Annotated in this window: 19 protein-coding genes and 3 pseudogenes; 12 read left to right on the top strand and 10 right to left on the bottom strand. The window is 59.4% G+C overall.

Going from position 1 to position 13227, the window contains the following annotated elements; genetic code table 11:
• Positions 1 to 647 precede the first annotated feature (647 nt).
• A complete protein-coding gene (locus AB7245_RS13660) occupies positions 648 to 935 on the top strand; it encodes a hypothetical protein (RefSeq protein WP_439034347.1) in 288 nt (95 codons plus the stop codon).
• A gap of 152 nt (positions 936 to 1087) precedes the next feature.
• Complete coding sequence (locus AB7245_RS13655) at positions 1088 to 1315, top strand: hypothetical protein (protein ID WP_354134873.1); 228 nt, start codon at positions 1088 to 1090, stop codon at positions 1313 to 1315.
• Positions 1316 to 1834: 519 nt separating this feature from the next.
• Here the strand turns inward: AB7245_RS13655 and AB7245_RS13650 are convergent.
• The gene (locus AB7245_RS13650) at positions 1835 to 2074 is read right to left on the bottom strand and encodes a methyltransferase domain-containing protein (RefSeq protein ID WP_439035729.1); all 240 of its coding nucleotides are present in this window, start codon (positions 2072 to 2074) and stop codon (positions 1835 to 1837) included.
• Between the two features lie 322 nt (positions 2075 to 2396).
• On the bottom strand, positions 2397 to 3374 hold the full coding sequence (locus AB7245_RS13645; RefSeq protein WP_439034346.1) for an AraC family transcriptional regulator: 978 nt from the start codon (positions 3372 to 3374) through the stop codon (positions 2397 to 2399).
• Positions 3375 to 4218: 844 nt separating this feature from the next.
• On the opposite strand from AB7245_RS13645, the gene AB7245_RS13640 reads away from it, so the two are divergent.
• Entirely contained in the window at positions 4219 to 5442 is a 1224-nt protein-coding gene (locus AB7245_RS13640) for an OpgC family protein (protein ID WP_439034345.1), read from the top strand.
• An 87-nt stretch (positions 5443 to 5529) separates the two neighbouring features.
• On the opposite strand, the gene AB7245_RS13635 is transcribed toward AB7245_RS13640, so the two are convergent.
• The gene (locus AB7245_RS13635; RefSeq protein WP_439034344.1) at positions 5530 to 5691 is read right to left on the bottom strand and encodes a hypothetical protein; all 162 of its coding nucleotides are present in this window, start codon (positions 5689 to 5691) and stop codon (positions 5530 to 5532) included.
• A gap of 60 nt (positions 5692 to 5751) precedes the next feature.
• Between AB7245_RS13635 and AB7245_RS13630 the strand changes: the two genes are divergently transcribed.
• Positions 5752 to 6171, top strand: coding sequence for a hypothetical protein (locus AB7245_RS13630; RefSeq protein WP_354134877.1), 420 nt, complete (start codon positions 5752 to 5754; stop codon positions 6169 to 6171).
• A 202-nt stretch (positions 6172 to 6373) separates the two neighbouring features.
• Here the strand turns inward: AB7245_RS13630 and AB7245_RS13625 are convergent, their stop codons facing one another.
• From AB7245_RS13625 to AB7245_RS13605, 5 genes and pseudogenes are all read right to left on the bottom strand, one after another.
• Positions 6374 to 6565: a CsbD family protein gene (locus AB7245_RS13625; RefSeq protein ID WP_354134878.1), complete on the bottom strand. Its 192-nt coding sequence runs from the start codon at positions 6563 to 6565 to the stop codon at positions 6374 to 6376.
• A gap of 186 nt (positions 6566 to 6751) precedes the next feature.
• Complete coding sequence (locus tag AB7245_RS13620; RefSeq protein WP_354134879.1) at positions 6752 to 7015, bottom strand: GlsB/YeaQ/YmgE family stress response membrane protein; 264 nt, start codon at positions 7013 to 7015, stop codon at positions 6752 to 6754.
• Between the two features lie 26 nt (positions 7016 to 7041).
• A pseudogene (locus AB7245_RS13615) lies at positions 7042 to 7490 on the bottom strand (YidB family protein).
• Between the two features lie 67 nt (positions 7491 to 7557).
• Entirely contained in the window at positions 7558 to 8178 is a 621-nt protein-coding gene (locus AB7245_RS13610) for a hypothetical protein (protein WP_354134880.1), read from the bottom strand.
• 41 nt (positions 8179 to 8219) lie between these two features.
• Positions 8220 to 8516, bottom strand: coding sequence for a hypothetical protein (locus AB7245_RS13605; protein ID WP_354134881.1), 297 nt, complete (start codon positions 8514 to 8516; stop codon positions 8220 to 8222).
• Between the two features lie 355 nt (positions 8517 to 8871).
• Between AB7245_RS13605 and AB7245_RS13600 the strand changes: the two are divergent.
• The 3 genes and pseudogenes from AB7245_RS13600 to AB7245_RS13590 form a co-directional block, all read left to right on the top strand.
• Positions 8872 to 9106, top strand: a pseudogene (locus AB7245_RS13600) (IS5/IS1182 family transposase); the annotation flags it as partial.
• 168 nt (positions 9107 to 9274) lie between these two features.
• Positions 9275 to 9481 (top strand): hypothetical protein, encoded by a 207-nt coding sequence (locus tag AB7245_RS13595; protein ID WP_439034343.1) that lies wholly within the window; start codon positions 9275 to 9277, stop codon positions 9479 to 9481.
• Entirely contained in the window at positions 9453 to 9818 is a 366-nt protein-coding gene (locus AB7245_RS13590; RefSeq protein WP_439034342.1) for a hypothetical protein, read from the top strand. The genes AB7245_RS13595 and AB7245_RS13590 overlap by 29 nt, the downstream gene beginning before the upstream one ends.
• Before the next feature lie 192 nt (positions 9819 to 10010).
• Here AB7245_RS13590 and AB7245_RS13585 read toward each other — a convergent pair whose 3' ends face one another.
• Positions 10011 to 10271, bottom strand: coding sequence for a hypothetical protein (locus tag AB7245_RS13585; protein ID WP_439034341.1), 261 nt, complete (start codon positions 10269 to 10271; stop codon positions 10011 to 10013).
• A 511-nt stretch (positions 10272 to 10782) separates the two neighbouring features.
• The gene (locus AB7245_RS13580) at positions 10783 to 10908 is read right to left on the bottom strand and encodes a hypothetical protein (protein WP_354134884.1); all 126 of its coding nucleotides are present in this window, start codon (positions 10906 to 10908) and stop codon (positions 10783 to 10785) included.
• 26 nt (positions 10909 to 10934) lie between these two features.
• On the opposite strand from AB7245_RS13580, the gene AB7245_RS13575 reads away from it, so the two are divergent.
• The 5 genes and pseudogenes from AB7245_RS13575 (at position 10935) to AB7245_RS13555 (ending at position 12887) form a co-directional block, all read left to right on the top strand.
• Positions 10935 to 11204 (top strand): hypothetical protein, encoded by a 270-nt coding sequence (locus AB7245_RS13575; protein WP_354134885.1) that lies wholly within the window; start codon positions 10935 to 10937, stop codon positions 11202 to 11204.
• Positions 11205 to 11515: 311 nt separating this feature from the next.
• Positions 11516 to 11626: pseudogene (locus AB7245_RS13570) on the top strand (DNA ligase); the annotation flags it as partial.
• A gap of 177 nt (positions 11627 to 11803) precedes the next feature.
• Positions 11804 to 12262 (top strand): small heat shock protein HspD, encoded by a 459-nt coding sequence (gene hspD, locus AB7245_RS13565; protein ID WP_166096484.1) that lies wholly within the window; start codon positions 11804 to 11806, stop codon positions 12260 to 12262.
• A 70-nt stretch (positions 12263 to 12332) separates the two neighbouring features.
• Positions 12333 to 12650, top strand: a complete 318-nt coding sequence (locus tag AB7245_RS13560) for a hypothetical protein (RefSeq protein WP_354134886.1) — start codon at positions 12333 to 12335, stop codon at positions 12648 to 12650.
• Between the two features lie 15 nt (positions 12651 to 12665).
• Positions 12666 to 12887: a hypothetical protein gene (locus tag AB7245_RS13555; RefSeq protein ID WP_354134887.1), complete on the top strand. Its 222-nt coding sequence runs from the start codon at positions 12666 to 12668 to the stop codon at positions 12885 to 12887.
• The last annotated feature ends 340 nt before the right edge of the window (positions 12888 to 13227 follow it).

Raw genomic sequence — 13227 nt, 5'->3', positions numbered from 1 at the left:
TCGAGCCATAGCATCCTGACCAGGCAATGGTTGGGGGCCTTCGTGCTCAGTGCTGGCGAGTATCGAGAGCTAGCGGAAGCGTACCGCGCGAAAGCCGGCGCCCCTGGCCTTGCCCCGAATAAGGCCACTGCACTGAGGAACATCGCCCGAAGCCTGAGCGCGCTCGCGAGCCAGCTCGAAATACTTGATCTCTACGACAAGGCCCCGCCGAAGCGGGTGAGCGCGCCATGATCGAGCGGCTAATCCAGACGGGCATTGTCACGGTAGGCGCCCTCAACGCCGGTCTAATGGTCTGGCTGATCCTTACGCTCTAAGCTGTGGTCATAAGTACGCAGCTTCAGAATGCTTATTGTCCTAAGGGGAGCCTTTACCCAACTCGCGCCGGGGACGATACATGCGAGGCGAGCAGAGCCTTCATTGTAACGAATGTGGGGCTTCCAACTCGGTGACCTATTGGCGCTTTGAGGGCGCTCTGAGCAGGCTAGTGGGGCGGCCGGGTCAGGCCCGCGCCAGCTGAAGTCCGGTCTAACCTGGCCGCCCCTATTCGACTCCCGGCTCGTGCTGTTGGGCCTCCATGACGACAGCCAACACCCGAGCACGCCAACTGCGATCAGCACCGCGACCGAAACCCGCTGGGAGCCTTGCCCATGCGTTCAAACACCCCCACCCCGCGGTCAGACGACCTCCCTGGCGAAATAAGGCGTCGGCGGCCGGTTTCTGGCGATCTGTCGGGCAAGCTCGCAGCGACGTCTAGCGAGATCCGCAAGTTTCGCATCAAGGAGCTGCGCGCGGCCGCTGATCGGCTTATTCGCCGTGCGGAGGCGCTCCGCGTGGAGGCAAAGCGATTACTCAAAATGGCCCAACGCGAGGAAGCGAAGCTGGCGCGCGCCCCCCCCCCGGAGAAATCCCCGAAGCGCGGCGGCGCGCCGGCCTAAGGCTTTGCTGACTAGCGGATAATTTGTCCGCGCACCAATTCGCAAAGCGCAGAACCACTGAGGTACCTTCCGAGAACGGCATCGCGGAGCCAGGAAAACGTTGGACAGCTCGTGCGTTAAAGAGGATTGGGGCGACGCACTGGAGCAGAAGCATGCGAACTGCAACTCTCGTGATGATTGTAGTTGCCGGAAGCGCGATTGCCTTCCAAGCAACGGCGCAACAGCAAAAGGCCGCACCTAGCGAGCAAACCAACGAGGAGATTCACCGAGATGTAGACAAAGGGCTCAAGACTAGCGAGCCGAATGAGCAGATGCAGCGTGATGCAGACAGAGGAGTAAAGACACGCAACTCTGGAGATTCCGGATATGTGGCAGATTAAGACAAGCCGGGCGCTTCTGCGCATCCTCCGGGCCGGCCGGTAGGTGAGCAGACCACGGGTTCAAGTAGCCAGACCGGAGCTCCGAAATAGAGCCGTTAGCAAGCTTACGTCGGCGCAAGATCGACGTACCGGTCAACTCACTTTTGAGAAGCGATCAGCGGGACCGTTCGTGCGAACTGCACATGAGCTGGTGGTTGCAACCGCAAACACCAGGATGAGTGCAAGCAAAGAGCCGTAAAAGCCGACAACGGCAAGCCGCCATTTTCGTAACAGAGGACGCTCCGATGTGGTGGGTCCTGCACGAGAAGCTCAACGACATCGAAGCCAGCATGCTTCGCCCAAACCTCGACCTCCTACGCATCGCAAGAGAGGTGTTCCGAGCGCTTGGTTCGCGATGACTCTGCTCCAACATACTTGTCGAGCGCCTGCACAAAAGCATGGGCTCCTTGGCGTTCTCGATAGCGCTGTAGAAGCTCAACCCAGCGCGGCCTCCTGGCTTGAGTACTCGCACCATCTCCTTCAGCGCCCCCGGCCGATCAGTGAAGAATTGTAGGCCGACCTGGCGAGCACAACGTTAAAGGTGTTTGCATGGAACGGCAGGTCGAGCGCGCTACCCTCGGCCCAATCAACAGTCGCAGACTTTACCCTCGCCACCGCGAGCATTGCCGTGTTGGGATCTATGCCGACTAACCGGCCGACGTGCCCTCGCTGCTCAGCGAGCCGCGCGACGACGCCTGTCCCGCAGGCGATGTCGAGTATGCTTTCTCCACTCCTTGGCCCGACACGGTCGAGCAGATCATTGGCCCATATCGAAGTGATAGCTGGAACGAGGTAGCGCTCGTAAAGCTCGGCGCGCTCGCATCCATTTGCCAGTGTTCATGAGCTGTCATGACTCCCCCAATAGTGTCCGTGCGATAGTAGCAAAAGGGCGCCCCAAAGCGGAAGTCGATGCCGAATTGCCGGTGGTCCGCTCATCGAGGTGGACCGGAAGCAACCGGCCGCCCATCCGAACGACGCTCATGCCCCAAAGCGGTCATTAGCTGACTGCATCTCGCTCCCGCGCCGATCTGGAGTACGTGGCTCAGCTGGGATCCCTTCGTGCGTAACGAACGCCGCGCGGCGAATCGCCGAAGCGAGCTCGGAACAAGCGATTGAAATGCGAAACATCCGAGAAGCCGACCTCTAGAGCGATATCGGAAATTAGCCGCGCGCTGGCGCTGGACTCGGTCAGCAGTTTGAGCGCTCGTTGGAGGCGTAACTCATTGACGTGCCCGGTGAACGACGATCCTGATGATGCCATCAGGCGCTGCAGATAGCGAGGTGAGATGCCTTGGCAACGAGCTACCATCTCGACGCTGAGTCCTGGTTCTTGAAAGTGTGTCTCGATGTAATCGAGGGCGGCGCCGTGGCGCGCAGTCACGACAGCGCTCGCACTGCTCTCGCCCAAGGGAGCGCACTCGCCGATTGCGAGCGCCAGGAGATCGTGGATGTGAGCCACGACCGCATCTCGCAGCTTCGGGGTGGCCAGAACACTCTCATTAAATGCCGACTTGAGATAAGCCATGAGAAGTCGGAGCGCTTCACTTCGGTGAGAAATCGGCCGCATGGCGCGGCTTTCGACGTTCGTCACGCGCTGTGCGAGGGCGTCGCGCGGTACGGCAAGACCAAATAGCAATCCGTCGACATAGGTGACGGTGGCCGGCTCGGAATGCAGAATTGCGATGGCGTCGCCGGCGTGAAGCTCGATTTCCTGACAACGCTGCGATAGTTGACTTCTGCCGGGAGAACTGAGGATGACTCCGATCGAGTCATCACCATCAGCGATGCTTGCTTGCAAACGCTTGAAACGCATAGGGGACCCTTTCAGCGCGAGCCTGCGCAAACCTCGGATCGCTTGCAGCGTTGCGTAGGCCTGAAACGGTGCGTTCGATAGAGGCTCAATATCAGCGTGGACTATGCCTCGCCCAAAGTCCTCGCGCCATAGCGGGATTCGCATCCGCTCCGGAAACTCCCGCGTCGAGAATCGATGTGATACGAATTCGGCTGCGTCCATAGACATGGGGACCTCCAGCCTTGTTGGACATCGGGATCAAATGCGACAAACTCACCGGTATCTGCATTTTGCAGTTCGCGCACCGAACTTGTTTGATCTGTGCGCAAGAGTCCAAGAAGCTACGCCATTGGCCTGCTAGTCTCGCTCAGCTAAGTTCAATGCTGATGTGAACTCGTTCACTTAGCGGCCAGAAATTAGGTTTACAGTGATTGCGAAGGCCGTGGCGTCAAAAAATCTCCTTTAAGAGGAGGCGGTCGTGATGGCTCTATTTCTGATTGCCGTTATCGGATCTAGTTTAGATATCCTTGGCGGGGTGAACCCGTAAGCTCCGCTTCTATGATTCTCGCGATTGATCGAACTCAACGATCCGCGGACAGACTGTCCTGCAGCACTAGACGTTCTCTGATACCGATTTTGTGTCGCGCCTCGTCGGCCACATCGTTGTCATCCGAGTTCGTCGGACACAAACTACTCCGGCGCCGTTGATATTTACCGCCGGTTGAAATGGTCGAAATCTATCGTCAATGGTGATGATCAAGCGAGGGTTCGATCATGTCCACCCTAGTCGAGATGTTTTACCGTGAGTATTGCCGTGCCCGCCTCGCCGAAATGCGGAAGCAGCTTCTGATACCGGTTGCCAGCGACGACATATTGCAAACGTTTTGGGAGGACGGCGAAGCTTCCGGCCCAGGCAATCAAAGCGCCGGTTGGCGAACGAAAGAGCCTCCAACCATCAGGTAGCTCAGGCTCGTAACCGCATCGTTTGGTCGGATACCCCGCTCGGCACCCCCAGCCGGAGCAGCGGAGCCTCTCATCGACCGATGTGCGAGCACGCCGGCAGGTCAAACAGATGCACGATCGAACTCACACCTCGAAGCGATTGATCGGCGAAACTCCGCCGGAGTTCAGGGGGGCTGGCCGCGACCTGCGCATCGATGTCTGTCGAGGGATCGCGCTATGGTGGATCTTTCTTGATCATGTTCCCAACAACATCGGAAGCTGGCTGACACCGCGCAACTACGGCTTCTGCGATGCCGCCGAAATATTCATGTTCATTTCGGGCGTGACCTGCGCGCTGGCCTACGGCAGGGCACGTCAGCGCGAGGGCTGGAGCGGCATGATTGGTCGTTCGCTGCGGCGAGGATGGGACATCTATGCCGCGTTTCTGCTGCTCACGCTCGCTTGCACCGTCCTCGTCTACCTCGCGGGCAGCGATCGGCTTGCCGACGAGAGCAATACGCGGATTCTGCTCGATCATCCGGGCGCGACGCTTGCGCATGCCGCAATCCTGCAATATCGCCCTGTCAACACCGACGTCTTGCCGACTTTCGTCATCTTTCACGTGTTGTTCGCGCCGCTGTTGTGGCTGCTGCTGCGTGCACCAAACGTTACGCTTGGTGTTTCGCTGTTGCTTTATGCGCTCGTGCACATCTTCGGCTGGAGCGTTCCAGCCTGGCCCAGCGGCGCCTGGTTCTTCAACCCGTTGGCTTGGCAGCTTTTGATCGTGCTGGGCGCCTGGTGCGTCATCGGAGGGGAGAGGGTCCGGCCCTGGGTGACGTCGCGCACGACGCTTACCCTTGCTGTTGTCTATCTGGTTTTTGGCCTGGTCCTCGCGCTGAGTTGCAGCGGCAAGCCGCTGATCCCGCAAACTTTGTCCGATCTGCTCTTCCCGCTGGATAAATCGAATCTCAGTCCGTTCCGGCTGTTGCATTTCCTGGCTCTTGCAATTGTGGTGCTACGGTCCGTTCCTCAGGATTGGCGCGGGCTGTCGACGCCAGTCATGCGCTGCGCGAGGTGCTGTGGCGAGAATTCGCTGCCAATCTATTGTCTCGGCGTCCCCCTGGCCCTGGCCAGCCACCTGACGCTGCTCGACATCTCGGATCGCCTTGCGATGCAGTTCGTGCTTAGTCTTGCTGGAATCCTGGCGATGATCATCGTCGCGATGCTGCTGAACCGGATCAGCGTCAAGCACGGTCATTATCCCGGGTGGAGGCAGTCGACCGAGAAGGTCGCACCGGCATTCTCTAGCTGGCAGGTTGCGGATGGAACGCGGAAGGAAGCTCTTGACCCATAATTGGTATCGCGCCCGCCTTGCTCCAGGTCGGCGAGCTGTCGCCACCCTAACCGCGGTGCTCGGGCACGCTGGCGCTCGGCGCCGGCGTCAGACGCAGGTCGATTTCAACTCGCGGCAGTTCACGGCGGAGACCTGAACCGCCGCCTGATCTAAGGAGGCACTCAGGAACGTCATCAACATGCGCATGGCCCCCACATTCACCGCAGCGATCAGACTCACCAAAGCAACAGCATTTGCTGCGGCGCTCATGTCCTTTGCCCCCGCGGCTGTCGCGGGAGATTCGATTGAAAAGAAGGGACTACTCCTTATGTGACGCACTTTATTTTTCGGCCCTTGATGAGCATTGACACTGCCGAACTCGGCAAAGCCACTACGCTGGAGGCGGTCGGGACGACTCAAAACATGAAGGGAGAGAAGATGCTGGACAAGATGTCAGCACGCTGCGTGGCGCTGAACGTCGCGTCCGGAGACAAGAAATACATTGACGGAGCTTGCGTGCTTGCCGACAGCGACGGCGACAAGATTTTCTCGACCTTCGATACTCGAGACCTCGACAAGGCCCAGCCGAAGATGGATTGTGGAACGCATATCATCACCGGCGGTACCGGTAAGTATAAGGGCATCACCGGAAGCGAACCATTTTCGTGTATAGCGATGCCTGCGCTGGCTGGCTCTGGCGATTATTTTGCGATGGACATCCCGCACAACACGTCCTGGGAAATCAAATGATCCCTGAACTCGATGTCGCCGTAAAGGCGGCTGTTGAGGCAACCATGGAAAGCTGAAGGAGAGCCTCGCCACCAGGACTGGGCTCTTCTTCTGTTCATAATTTAGAGGCCCGTGAATGGCGCCGACTACACTGTGCTAGACCGGCTAGTCTAAAAAGAAAAGCCGCCCGGAGGCGGCTAGTTTTTGGTCTTCTTTCTTCTACTTATTTCTTTAGGGCGTCAGCGGCGTCCCGCGCTGCGTCTTTCACGTCTCCCACTGCGTTGTGGGCGGATCCCTTGGCCTTATCAATCTTGCCTTCGGCTTCCAAGTCCTTGTCGCCAGTGAGCTTGCCAGCACCTTCTTTGATGGCGCCTTTTGCCTTGTCGGCAGCGCCCTTCACATGTTCGCGGTCCATAATCGTGTCCTTTTGCTGTTGGAAGATAAACCAACAAAAGCGTTGCGCAGTGGTTCCTCAAGCGGCGCTGACGCTTCCACAAAGGTAAAGGTGACTGGCTATGCCGACGACGTCGCCGAAATTGCCGAGAGCTGGGCCTTGAGCCGGTACCGTCGCTCCCTTCATGAGGTTCGCCGCCAAACCCGTCTAAACGGCCCGACGGCTTCGACCAGATACCATACCGTAAACAAACAGCACGACGATCGCGCCGACGATGGCACCGATCAGTCCTGCGCCTTCTCCAGGCCGGTACCAACCCAGCGCCTGGCCGAGGTAAGTCGCTACGAACGCTCCCACGATTCCCAGAATCGTGGTCAGGATGAAACCGGACGGCTCGTTGTCGCCGGGCATGATGAACTTCGCGATGACGCCCGCGACGAAGCCGATGATGATCGTCCAAATAATGCTCATGACTTTCCTCGAGCCTTACGATGGTATCACGCCGATGGAGCCGGCAGACGTCCGTCGGGCGTGTATTGGTCCACGGCTGTAGGAAGCTCGCGCGATAAGCGGTCGAGTATCTCCTGCTGCGACAGGCCTGTCCTGCTCCAGTTTTGAAGGACGTCGGGACCGATAGCCTGCCGGAGTTCGGGCGGGGTGACTTCCCGGTTCGGCCCCTGATTGATCCAGGATTGGGCCCCCTTGCCCATTCTGCCTGAAGTGCTCGAGCAACTCGCCGAGGCCGCCGTTCAGGAGCGAACCTACTCCACCGCCGCCCACGAGACCGCCAAGATTTGCCGAGCATACTACTCAGCGAATTCTTGGCGCCCGCCGGCTGACCGGAAGTAGCGTCGCGGAACATGTCCGCCAGCTTGTCCCGATTTTGGTAACCGGCGATCGCGAGCATACTAAAAAGGGCAGTCATCGATGGCATTCCGCGGTTCATGTTCGGCTCATCGATTTAAGTTTGTGGGAAGAAAAAGGCGGACCGCCAAGGCGGGCCGCGGATTGATCTACCGCACGCCGGTGCCGTAGAGTTGGCGCTCCCTGCGCACCTCGTCCGCGCCATAAGGCTGAGCCGACGGGTCGTAATTCTTCCATCCAGCTTTCTGCCAAGCCACGCTCCGGTCGCGCAGATTGACGGCGGATTGGTTCAAGATCGCTTCGTATCGCGCGCGATCGGCATCGGGGACGCGTGCCGAAACAAGCGTGCCGCCCCTTCTCACGCCTTCGGCGTAGAGCGGAGCTTCCTCATCGGATACACCAGCCTGCGTCAAAGCCCCAACCACGCCACCCGTGGCACCGCCGGCAGCGGCACCCAGCGCGGTCGACGCGAGCCACCCGGCCGCGACGACCGGACCCAAGCCCGGGATCGCCAACAGCCCGAGGCCTGCGAGCAAGCCCGCGGCGCCGCCGAGACCCGCGCCGACGCCAGCTCCCGTCGCAGCACCCTCGGCACGATCGTCGACCCCATCGCGATCGCGATCGACCTTCTTGTCGGTGCTGTACCAGTTGTCGGAGTTGTTGGCGAGGATGCTCAAATCCGAATGCGGCACGCCCGCCGCCTCCAGGCTCGTCACCGCGCGCTGCGCGTCGGAATAGTTGTCGTAGAGACGTGAAATCGTAACGGTCATAATCGAATCCTTCTCGGTTATCGCGGCGGTTGAGCGAGGGGTCACTTCGCTGCGCTGACATCGGCCGACGCACCGCCCTTGCTCGCCTTTCCGCGCCACACGCCATTGTCGTCCTTCTTCAAGGAAGTCACGTTGGTGTAGCCAGCTTCTTCGATCTTCGATTTGGCCTGACCCTCGGTAAAACTGTTGGCGCCCGAAACCGGCTTCTCGGAATTGTTCTGGCCCGAGCTGTTAACCGCGTTATTGTTCGGCCGATCCGTCGCCGGCGGATTCTGGGCAAACGACGGACCGGTCAGAAGCGAAACCGCCGTTAGAAACAGAAGAAATTTCTTATTCATGTCGTCCTCCTTAGTGGCCGGTCACAACACGCCCGTACGATGTTCCTATTTCTCCCGTTTCGGGTAAACGAAGCACGCCATGAGGGACAGATCGCATCTGCAAATCCGCAATCGCGTAGCGCCAGCTGACTGACGGCGAGACCTCGGCGTACCGCCCGCCCGACAGGTTACAAATCGGGCGCGCCCCTTGGCCGAGCTTCCCCGATTGAATCAGAGGGGAGTCGCATATCGGCAGTGGACCGGACGCGGAACCGTACTTGCCTCGGTCGCCAGCTTTTGACCCTGGCTGTGTGAAAACGCTGCGCTTGATGTGATTCGCGCGATATGATTCCCGCACGATTTGCGGGGGGCTGGGATGAAGCGCTTCGTTGCGGAGGCGGATCGTGGGCAGTCGACGTTGTTGCCCGAATGCCTCGACGATTTCATTGATGAGAGCAACCCTGTTCGGGTGATCGACGTGTTTGTCGATGCACTCGATTTGGCCGAGTTAAGCTTCGAGGGGGGAACCGGCGGCGACCGGGCGGCCGTCATACCATCCCTCGGTTCTCCTGAAGCTTTACATCTACGGCTATTTGAACCGGGTGCAGTCGAGAGTGACGACGCGCTGTAGCTTTCCGATAGCGCCAGCACCTTGTCCAAATTGAACGCCGGGCCCGGAATGCCGGGGACGCCCTGGGGACCGGCCGGGCCTTGCTGGCCTTGGGCCAGAAGGAGGTAGCCGAAAGGACAGCTTCAATTTTCCGGTCGTGGCCTATGAAATGGTCGACCGCGATCACATCGCGACAATCCAGTTCACCGACTTCAATGGTCGCGTGCGTGTCGTCGCCGAAAATCCAGACGGCTCATGGACCTATTTCCCGAGAGATCATAGCAAGTGGGTCTATGGCTGCTTCAACAACAACAGGATTGGTGATGGAACTGACGAGGACCATCCTGTTGGGCAGCCTGCTGCTGCTCGCCGCTAACGCCGCCGACGCCGCCGAGATGCCTTCGATGTTCCACGGCCGATGGTGCGGCGAGCGGCACATGATGAAGCACTGCGGGAAGGATGAGGAAGGCATCCAGATCACCCCGCGCGGGTTTCATTACGAGGCTGGAAACGACGCTGGGTGCAGACTTGTCGGGCTGAGGCCGCAATGGCCGACGACGCGGGCCGATGTCGAGTATCGCGCGATGTTCGTCTGCCGCGGCGAGAGACCGCCTAACCACCGGGAATACTACTGGATCGGGTTCTACGATGATGACCGCAACGAGGGTCTGTTCCTGCTGAAGTCCGACAAGACGTTCGGGAGGTCCAAATGAGGCGCTGATCGCGCTGCTGGTTCTGATCGCCTCCGGTGATGCGATGGCTCAGCAGCGCCAGTTCTACGATACCGCGGGGCGCAACGCTGGCCGCGCGATCACCGACACCCAAGGGACCACGACGCTATATGGACCGGACGGCCAAGGTCGTACAAGCAACACGCGCCGTCGGCGCAGATTGCACCCTCGCAGTTATTGCGCCTCATGCGCGAGTGCCGCGTCGTACTCGCACAGCAGATCGATGATGTGCTGCTCCTCAGGCTCGATCACTTCAGGCACCTGCCCCCGCCAGTTGATGGCAATGAAGCCTTCGGCCAGCTTACCGAGATGTCGATCCCTGTGATGGAGCAGTCGCGCCAATGCCACGTCTTGCCCACTCAGGCGTTCCAATTCCGCCAGCAAGGTCGAAGACTGCTGTTCGGGCTCGGTCGATGCTGATGTCGCCACGGTCATAGGCCCTCCAGATGTCGTCAACTGCAGCGTTATTCTTAGCGGTTTTCCACTTCAAAGGGAATAGCTCGCACACCGGCTCCCACGTCGCCTACTGTCCGGCGCGCGCGATTAGGCCGATACTCTCGGCAAACTGACGCGTCGCATCGTTGACGAGGCCGTAGGTACCGGGAACCAAGCTATTATTGCTATGTTGCAATTCGCCGGGATCACCGAGACCAGTAGTAGGAATTCACATGTCAGCCCAGATCATCAAGTTATCCGACCGCAGGACGCGTCCTACGCCATCTTCGAGCTTGATAGACCTTCAGCTTTCGTTTTTCCTTACGTACGTTGAGATAAGCCTCGCGGCCTATCACTGGGTAGTTAACGCTGCCGAGCAAGGTTGGAAGGCGGTTTGTCTGTCACGATGATTGATTTTGATTTCAAGGTTGAACCTCAAGGGCAAAGAGCCGCATGGGGCCGGCGCAAGCTGAAGAATGATCAATAAGCGGGCCACCAACTGAGGCGGTCCTTACAGGTGCGGCGCCAGATAGTCGAGAAACTTGAAAAACCCGTAGAGGGCGAGAGCGGTTACAGCCACGAAAGCGATAACCATCGTCGCCCATTCGCGTTTCGAAAATAGATCGAAGTCGAACATGCGAGCCCCTTGCAGTGGGGGATACTATGCTCGTACCCGGCCAAGATGGGCCGCCAGTTGGCGCGGCTTTACAAAAGAAAAACGCCGCCCGCTTAAACGAAGCGCAGGCGGCGGCTTCCAGCCCCGGGAGGGAGATTGTAAATCCCGATACCGGTGTATTGATCGCATTTCAAAAGTGGAGCACGCGAAATATCCCAAAAGACCCCTCGCACTCCTTGACACGTCGCGCGCTGATGACCCTGCTCGAATCCGACGCGGTCTGCAATTATGTCACGAATACCGAGAAGGACACATAGGCACCTGCCGGTTGCGTTGGTCGTGCTGGGAAGCGGGTTTTCGGCCAACCCGCTTTGCTCATGCGAGCTTGCCGACGCCGCTGCCCAGTGCCCGGCGCGAGGACCTGGCGGGCGGGGTAAGTTCGACGACCGAAAGCTTCTAGCAGACGCCCGTGGTCTGCTGCATGACGCGCGCCAGTTCATCTTCAGAGAACTGTTTTCGGATCAACGGAAAGCCCTCCCGGCGTCGCTCTCAGCCCGACAGCTGCAATACCTTTAGCCCCGAGCGAAGACGCGTCGCTCGCTCGGCGAGTTCGTAACCGTCCATCCCCGGCGTGTATGTCGGTGAACCGAAGCTACTTGCTGAGATCGAATACCGAGCGAAGTCGGCCGAGGGGAAGGTGCGGCACCCGTTCTTCAAGGGGTTGCGCGAGGACCTGTAACGGCGCGGCGATCGGGGGCAAAATTTTTTCAGCCCCCTCTTGAAACCAAAACCGGCTTTGCTAATTTTTTTGTCGCCATCTGACGATGGTGTCCGGGCGCCTCATGGGCCCGGGCCAAGAGACGGGCACCGTGTCCGGTGCCGCTCGTAGACATCTTGCTCTTAGGAGGATTTGGCTATGCGCACCTACGATTTTGCCCCCCTCTGGCGCTCGACCATTGGTTTCGACCGCCTCTTCGACCTCGCAGAAACCGCTCAGCGGGCCAGCGAGGACAATTACCCGCCCTACAACATCGAACGGCTGGCGGAGGATCGCTATCAGATCTCGCTGGCGGTGGCGGGTTTCTCGCCCGACGATATCGTCATCACCGCCGAGCAGAACGTGGTGACGGTTGAAGGCAGCAAATCCGACAAGACCGAACGTGATTTCCTCTATCGCGGTATCTCGCACCGCGCCTTCAAGCGCCAATTCAGCCTCGCCGAATATGTCCAGGTGAAAAGCGCCGCATTCGACAACGGCTTGCTGACCATCGAACTCGTCCGCGAGATTCCGGAAGCCATGAAGCCGCGCCGGATTGCGATCGGCGATGCCTCGACCGGCAGCGTGCGGAAGCTGGAAGCCAAAGCCGCCGCCTAGTAGAGGCGCCATGGAGCCGCGCTGCAAGTCGTGCGGCTCCCATCCATTCGTCAATGAAAAGGAGAGGACCATGCGGCCGACGACCGCTGACGACAACGTTTTCGACTTCGACGCGCTGCTTCATCCCGGCACGGTCTTTGAGACACCCAAAGACGTTCTGGATCACCCTGCCCTGACGCTGGCCGAGAAGCGCGCAATCTTGGCATCATGGGCGTCCGACGCGTCCGCGATCGCCTCTTGCCCGTCGATGCGCGCACCTGCCGGCCTCAAGAAGCCGGTATCGATCGACGAGATCTTGGACGCGTTGCGCGCCCTGGACGGAGGTCCCCGAACGCCACCCGGTGGAAAACCTTGCCGTCTCCGTTCGACCGAACGTGCGGCCGCGTGAAGTTCGGAGCCTCAGATGACAACGGACGAAAAACTGGCGCGGCTTCGCGTCCATCGCAACAATGTCCACCGCTACCGCCGCCTGCTGAGCACTCGGCTCTCAGATCTTGAGCGCGAGTTCTTGATGAAGCGACTCTCGGAGGAGCAAATCGCTATTGATGCGCTATCGACGACGACTTTCCCATTTTCCTTGGATCTCGACGGTCCAACCCCCGGTGCAGCATCCAGGGTGGCTTAGCTTCAATGCTGGAGATTATGTTGATCGATCGCAATCGTCGTGGTTGGGAATGGCGAGTTTGCGACCACTCTGGCACTGTCCTGGATAAGGGCCGTGAAAGAACGCGAATGGCCGCGAGATATCGCGGCTATCAGGCGATGTTTCTATTGCTCGCAAGCGGAGCCCGATTAATCGATCCGGGGCCGTGGGCGCCATAAGATGAGCTTACGGCTCCTCCCCGGCAATGGCCGAAAGCGGCGGGCCTGCAACAATATCCTCTGGCCGGCCCGGGGCGGCCGGGTAGGCGCCACTCCCTGACGGACTCCGTTTCCGTAATTGGCCCCTTAGCGTCGTCACGGCA

This window comes from Bradyrhizobium sp. 604_D8_N2_3 (genome assembly GCF_051810765.1).
GTDB classification, from domain to species: domain Bacteria; phylum Pseudomonadota; class Alphaproteobacteria; order Rhizobiales; family Xanthobacteraceae; genus Bradyrhizobium; species Bradyrhizobium barranii.
Note: the sequence above shows the minus strand (reverse complement) of the source record. Positions and strands in the feature narration are given on the sequence as shown.

What these genes read in the sequence shown, in the direction of transcription:
- AB7245_RS13635 (WP_439034344.1), bottom strand. Translation starts at nt 5,691, where the DNA reads ATGAGCGCCGCAGCAAATGCTGTTGCTTTGGTGAGTCTGATCGCTGCG.
- AB7245_RS13625 (WP_354134878.1), bottom strand. Translation starts at nt 6,565, where the DNA reads ATGGACCGCGAACATGTGAAGGGCGCTGCCGACAAGGCAAAAGGCGCC.
- AB7245_RS13640 (WP_439034345.1), top strand. Translation starts at nt 4,219, where the DNA reads ATGCACGATCGAACTCACACCTCGAAGCGATTGATCGGCGAAACTCCG.
- AB7245_RS13555 (WP_354134887.1), top strand. Translation starts at nt 12,666, where the DNA reads ATGACAACGGACGAAAAACTGGCGCGGCTTCGCGTCCATCGCAACAAT.
- AB7245_RS13645 (WP_439034346.1), bottom strand. Translation starts at nt 3,374, where the DNA reads ATGTCTATGGACGCAGCCGAATTCGTATCACATCGATTCTCGACGCGG.
- hspD (WP_166096484.1), top strand. Translation starts at nt 11,804, where the DNA reads ATGCGCACCTACGATTTTGCCCCCCTCTGGCGCTCGACCATTGGTTTC.
- AB7245_RS13605 (WP_354134881.1), bottom strand. Translation starts at nt 8,516, where the DNA reads ATGAATAAGAAATTTCTTCTGTTTCTAACGGCGGTTTCGCTTCTGACC.
- AB7245_RS13595 (WP_439034343.1), top strand. Translation starts at nt 9,275, where the DNA reads ATGGTCGACCGCGATCACATCGCGACAATCCAGTTCACCGACTTCAAT.
- AB7245_RS13580 (WP_354134884.1), bottom strand. Translation starts at nt 10,908, where the DNA reads ATGTTCGACTTCGATCTATTTTCGAAACGCGAATGGGCGACGATGGTT.
- AB7245_RS13560 (WP_354134886.1), top strand. Translation starts at nt 12,333, where the DNA reads ATGCGGCCGACGACCGCTGACGACAACGTTTTCGACTTCGACGCGCTG.
- AB7245_RS13620 (WP_354134879.1), bottom strand. Translation starts at nt 7,015, where the DNA reads ATGAGCATTATTTGGACGATCATCATCGGCTTCGTCGCGGGCGTCATC.
- AB7245_RS13610 (WP_354134880.1), bottom strand. Translation starts at nt 8,178, where the DNA reads ATGACCGTTACGATTTCACGTCTCTACGACAACTATTCCGACGCGCAG.
- AB7245_RS13655 (WP_354134873.1), top strand. Translation starts at nt 1,088, where the DNA reads ATGCGAACTGCAACTCTCGTGATGATTGTAGTTGCCGGAAGCGCGATT.
- AB7245_RS13660 (WP_439034347.1), top strand. Translation starts at nt 648, where the DNA reads ATGCGTTCAAACACCCCCACCCCGCGGTCAGACGACCTCCCTGGCGAA.
- AB7245_RS13575 (WP_354134885.1), top strand. Translation starts at nt 10,935, where the DNA reads ATGCTCGTACCCGGCCAAGATGGGCCGCCAGTTGGCGCGGCTTTACAA.
- AB7245_RS13585 (WP_439034341.1), bottom strand. Translation starts at nt 10,271, where the DNA reads ATGACCGTGGCGACATCAGCATCGACCGAGCCCGAACAGCAGTCTTCG.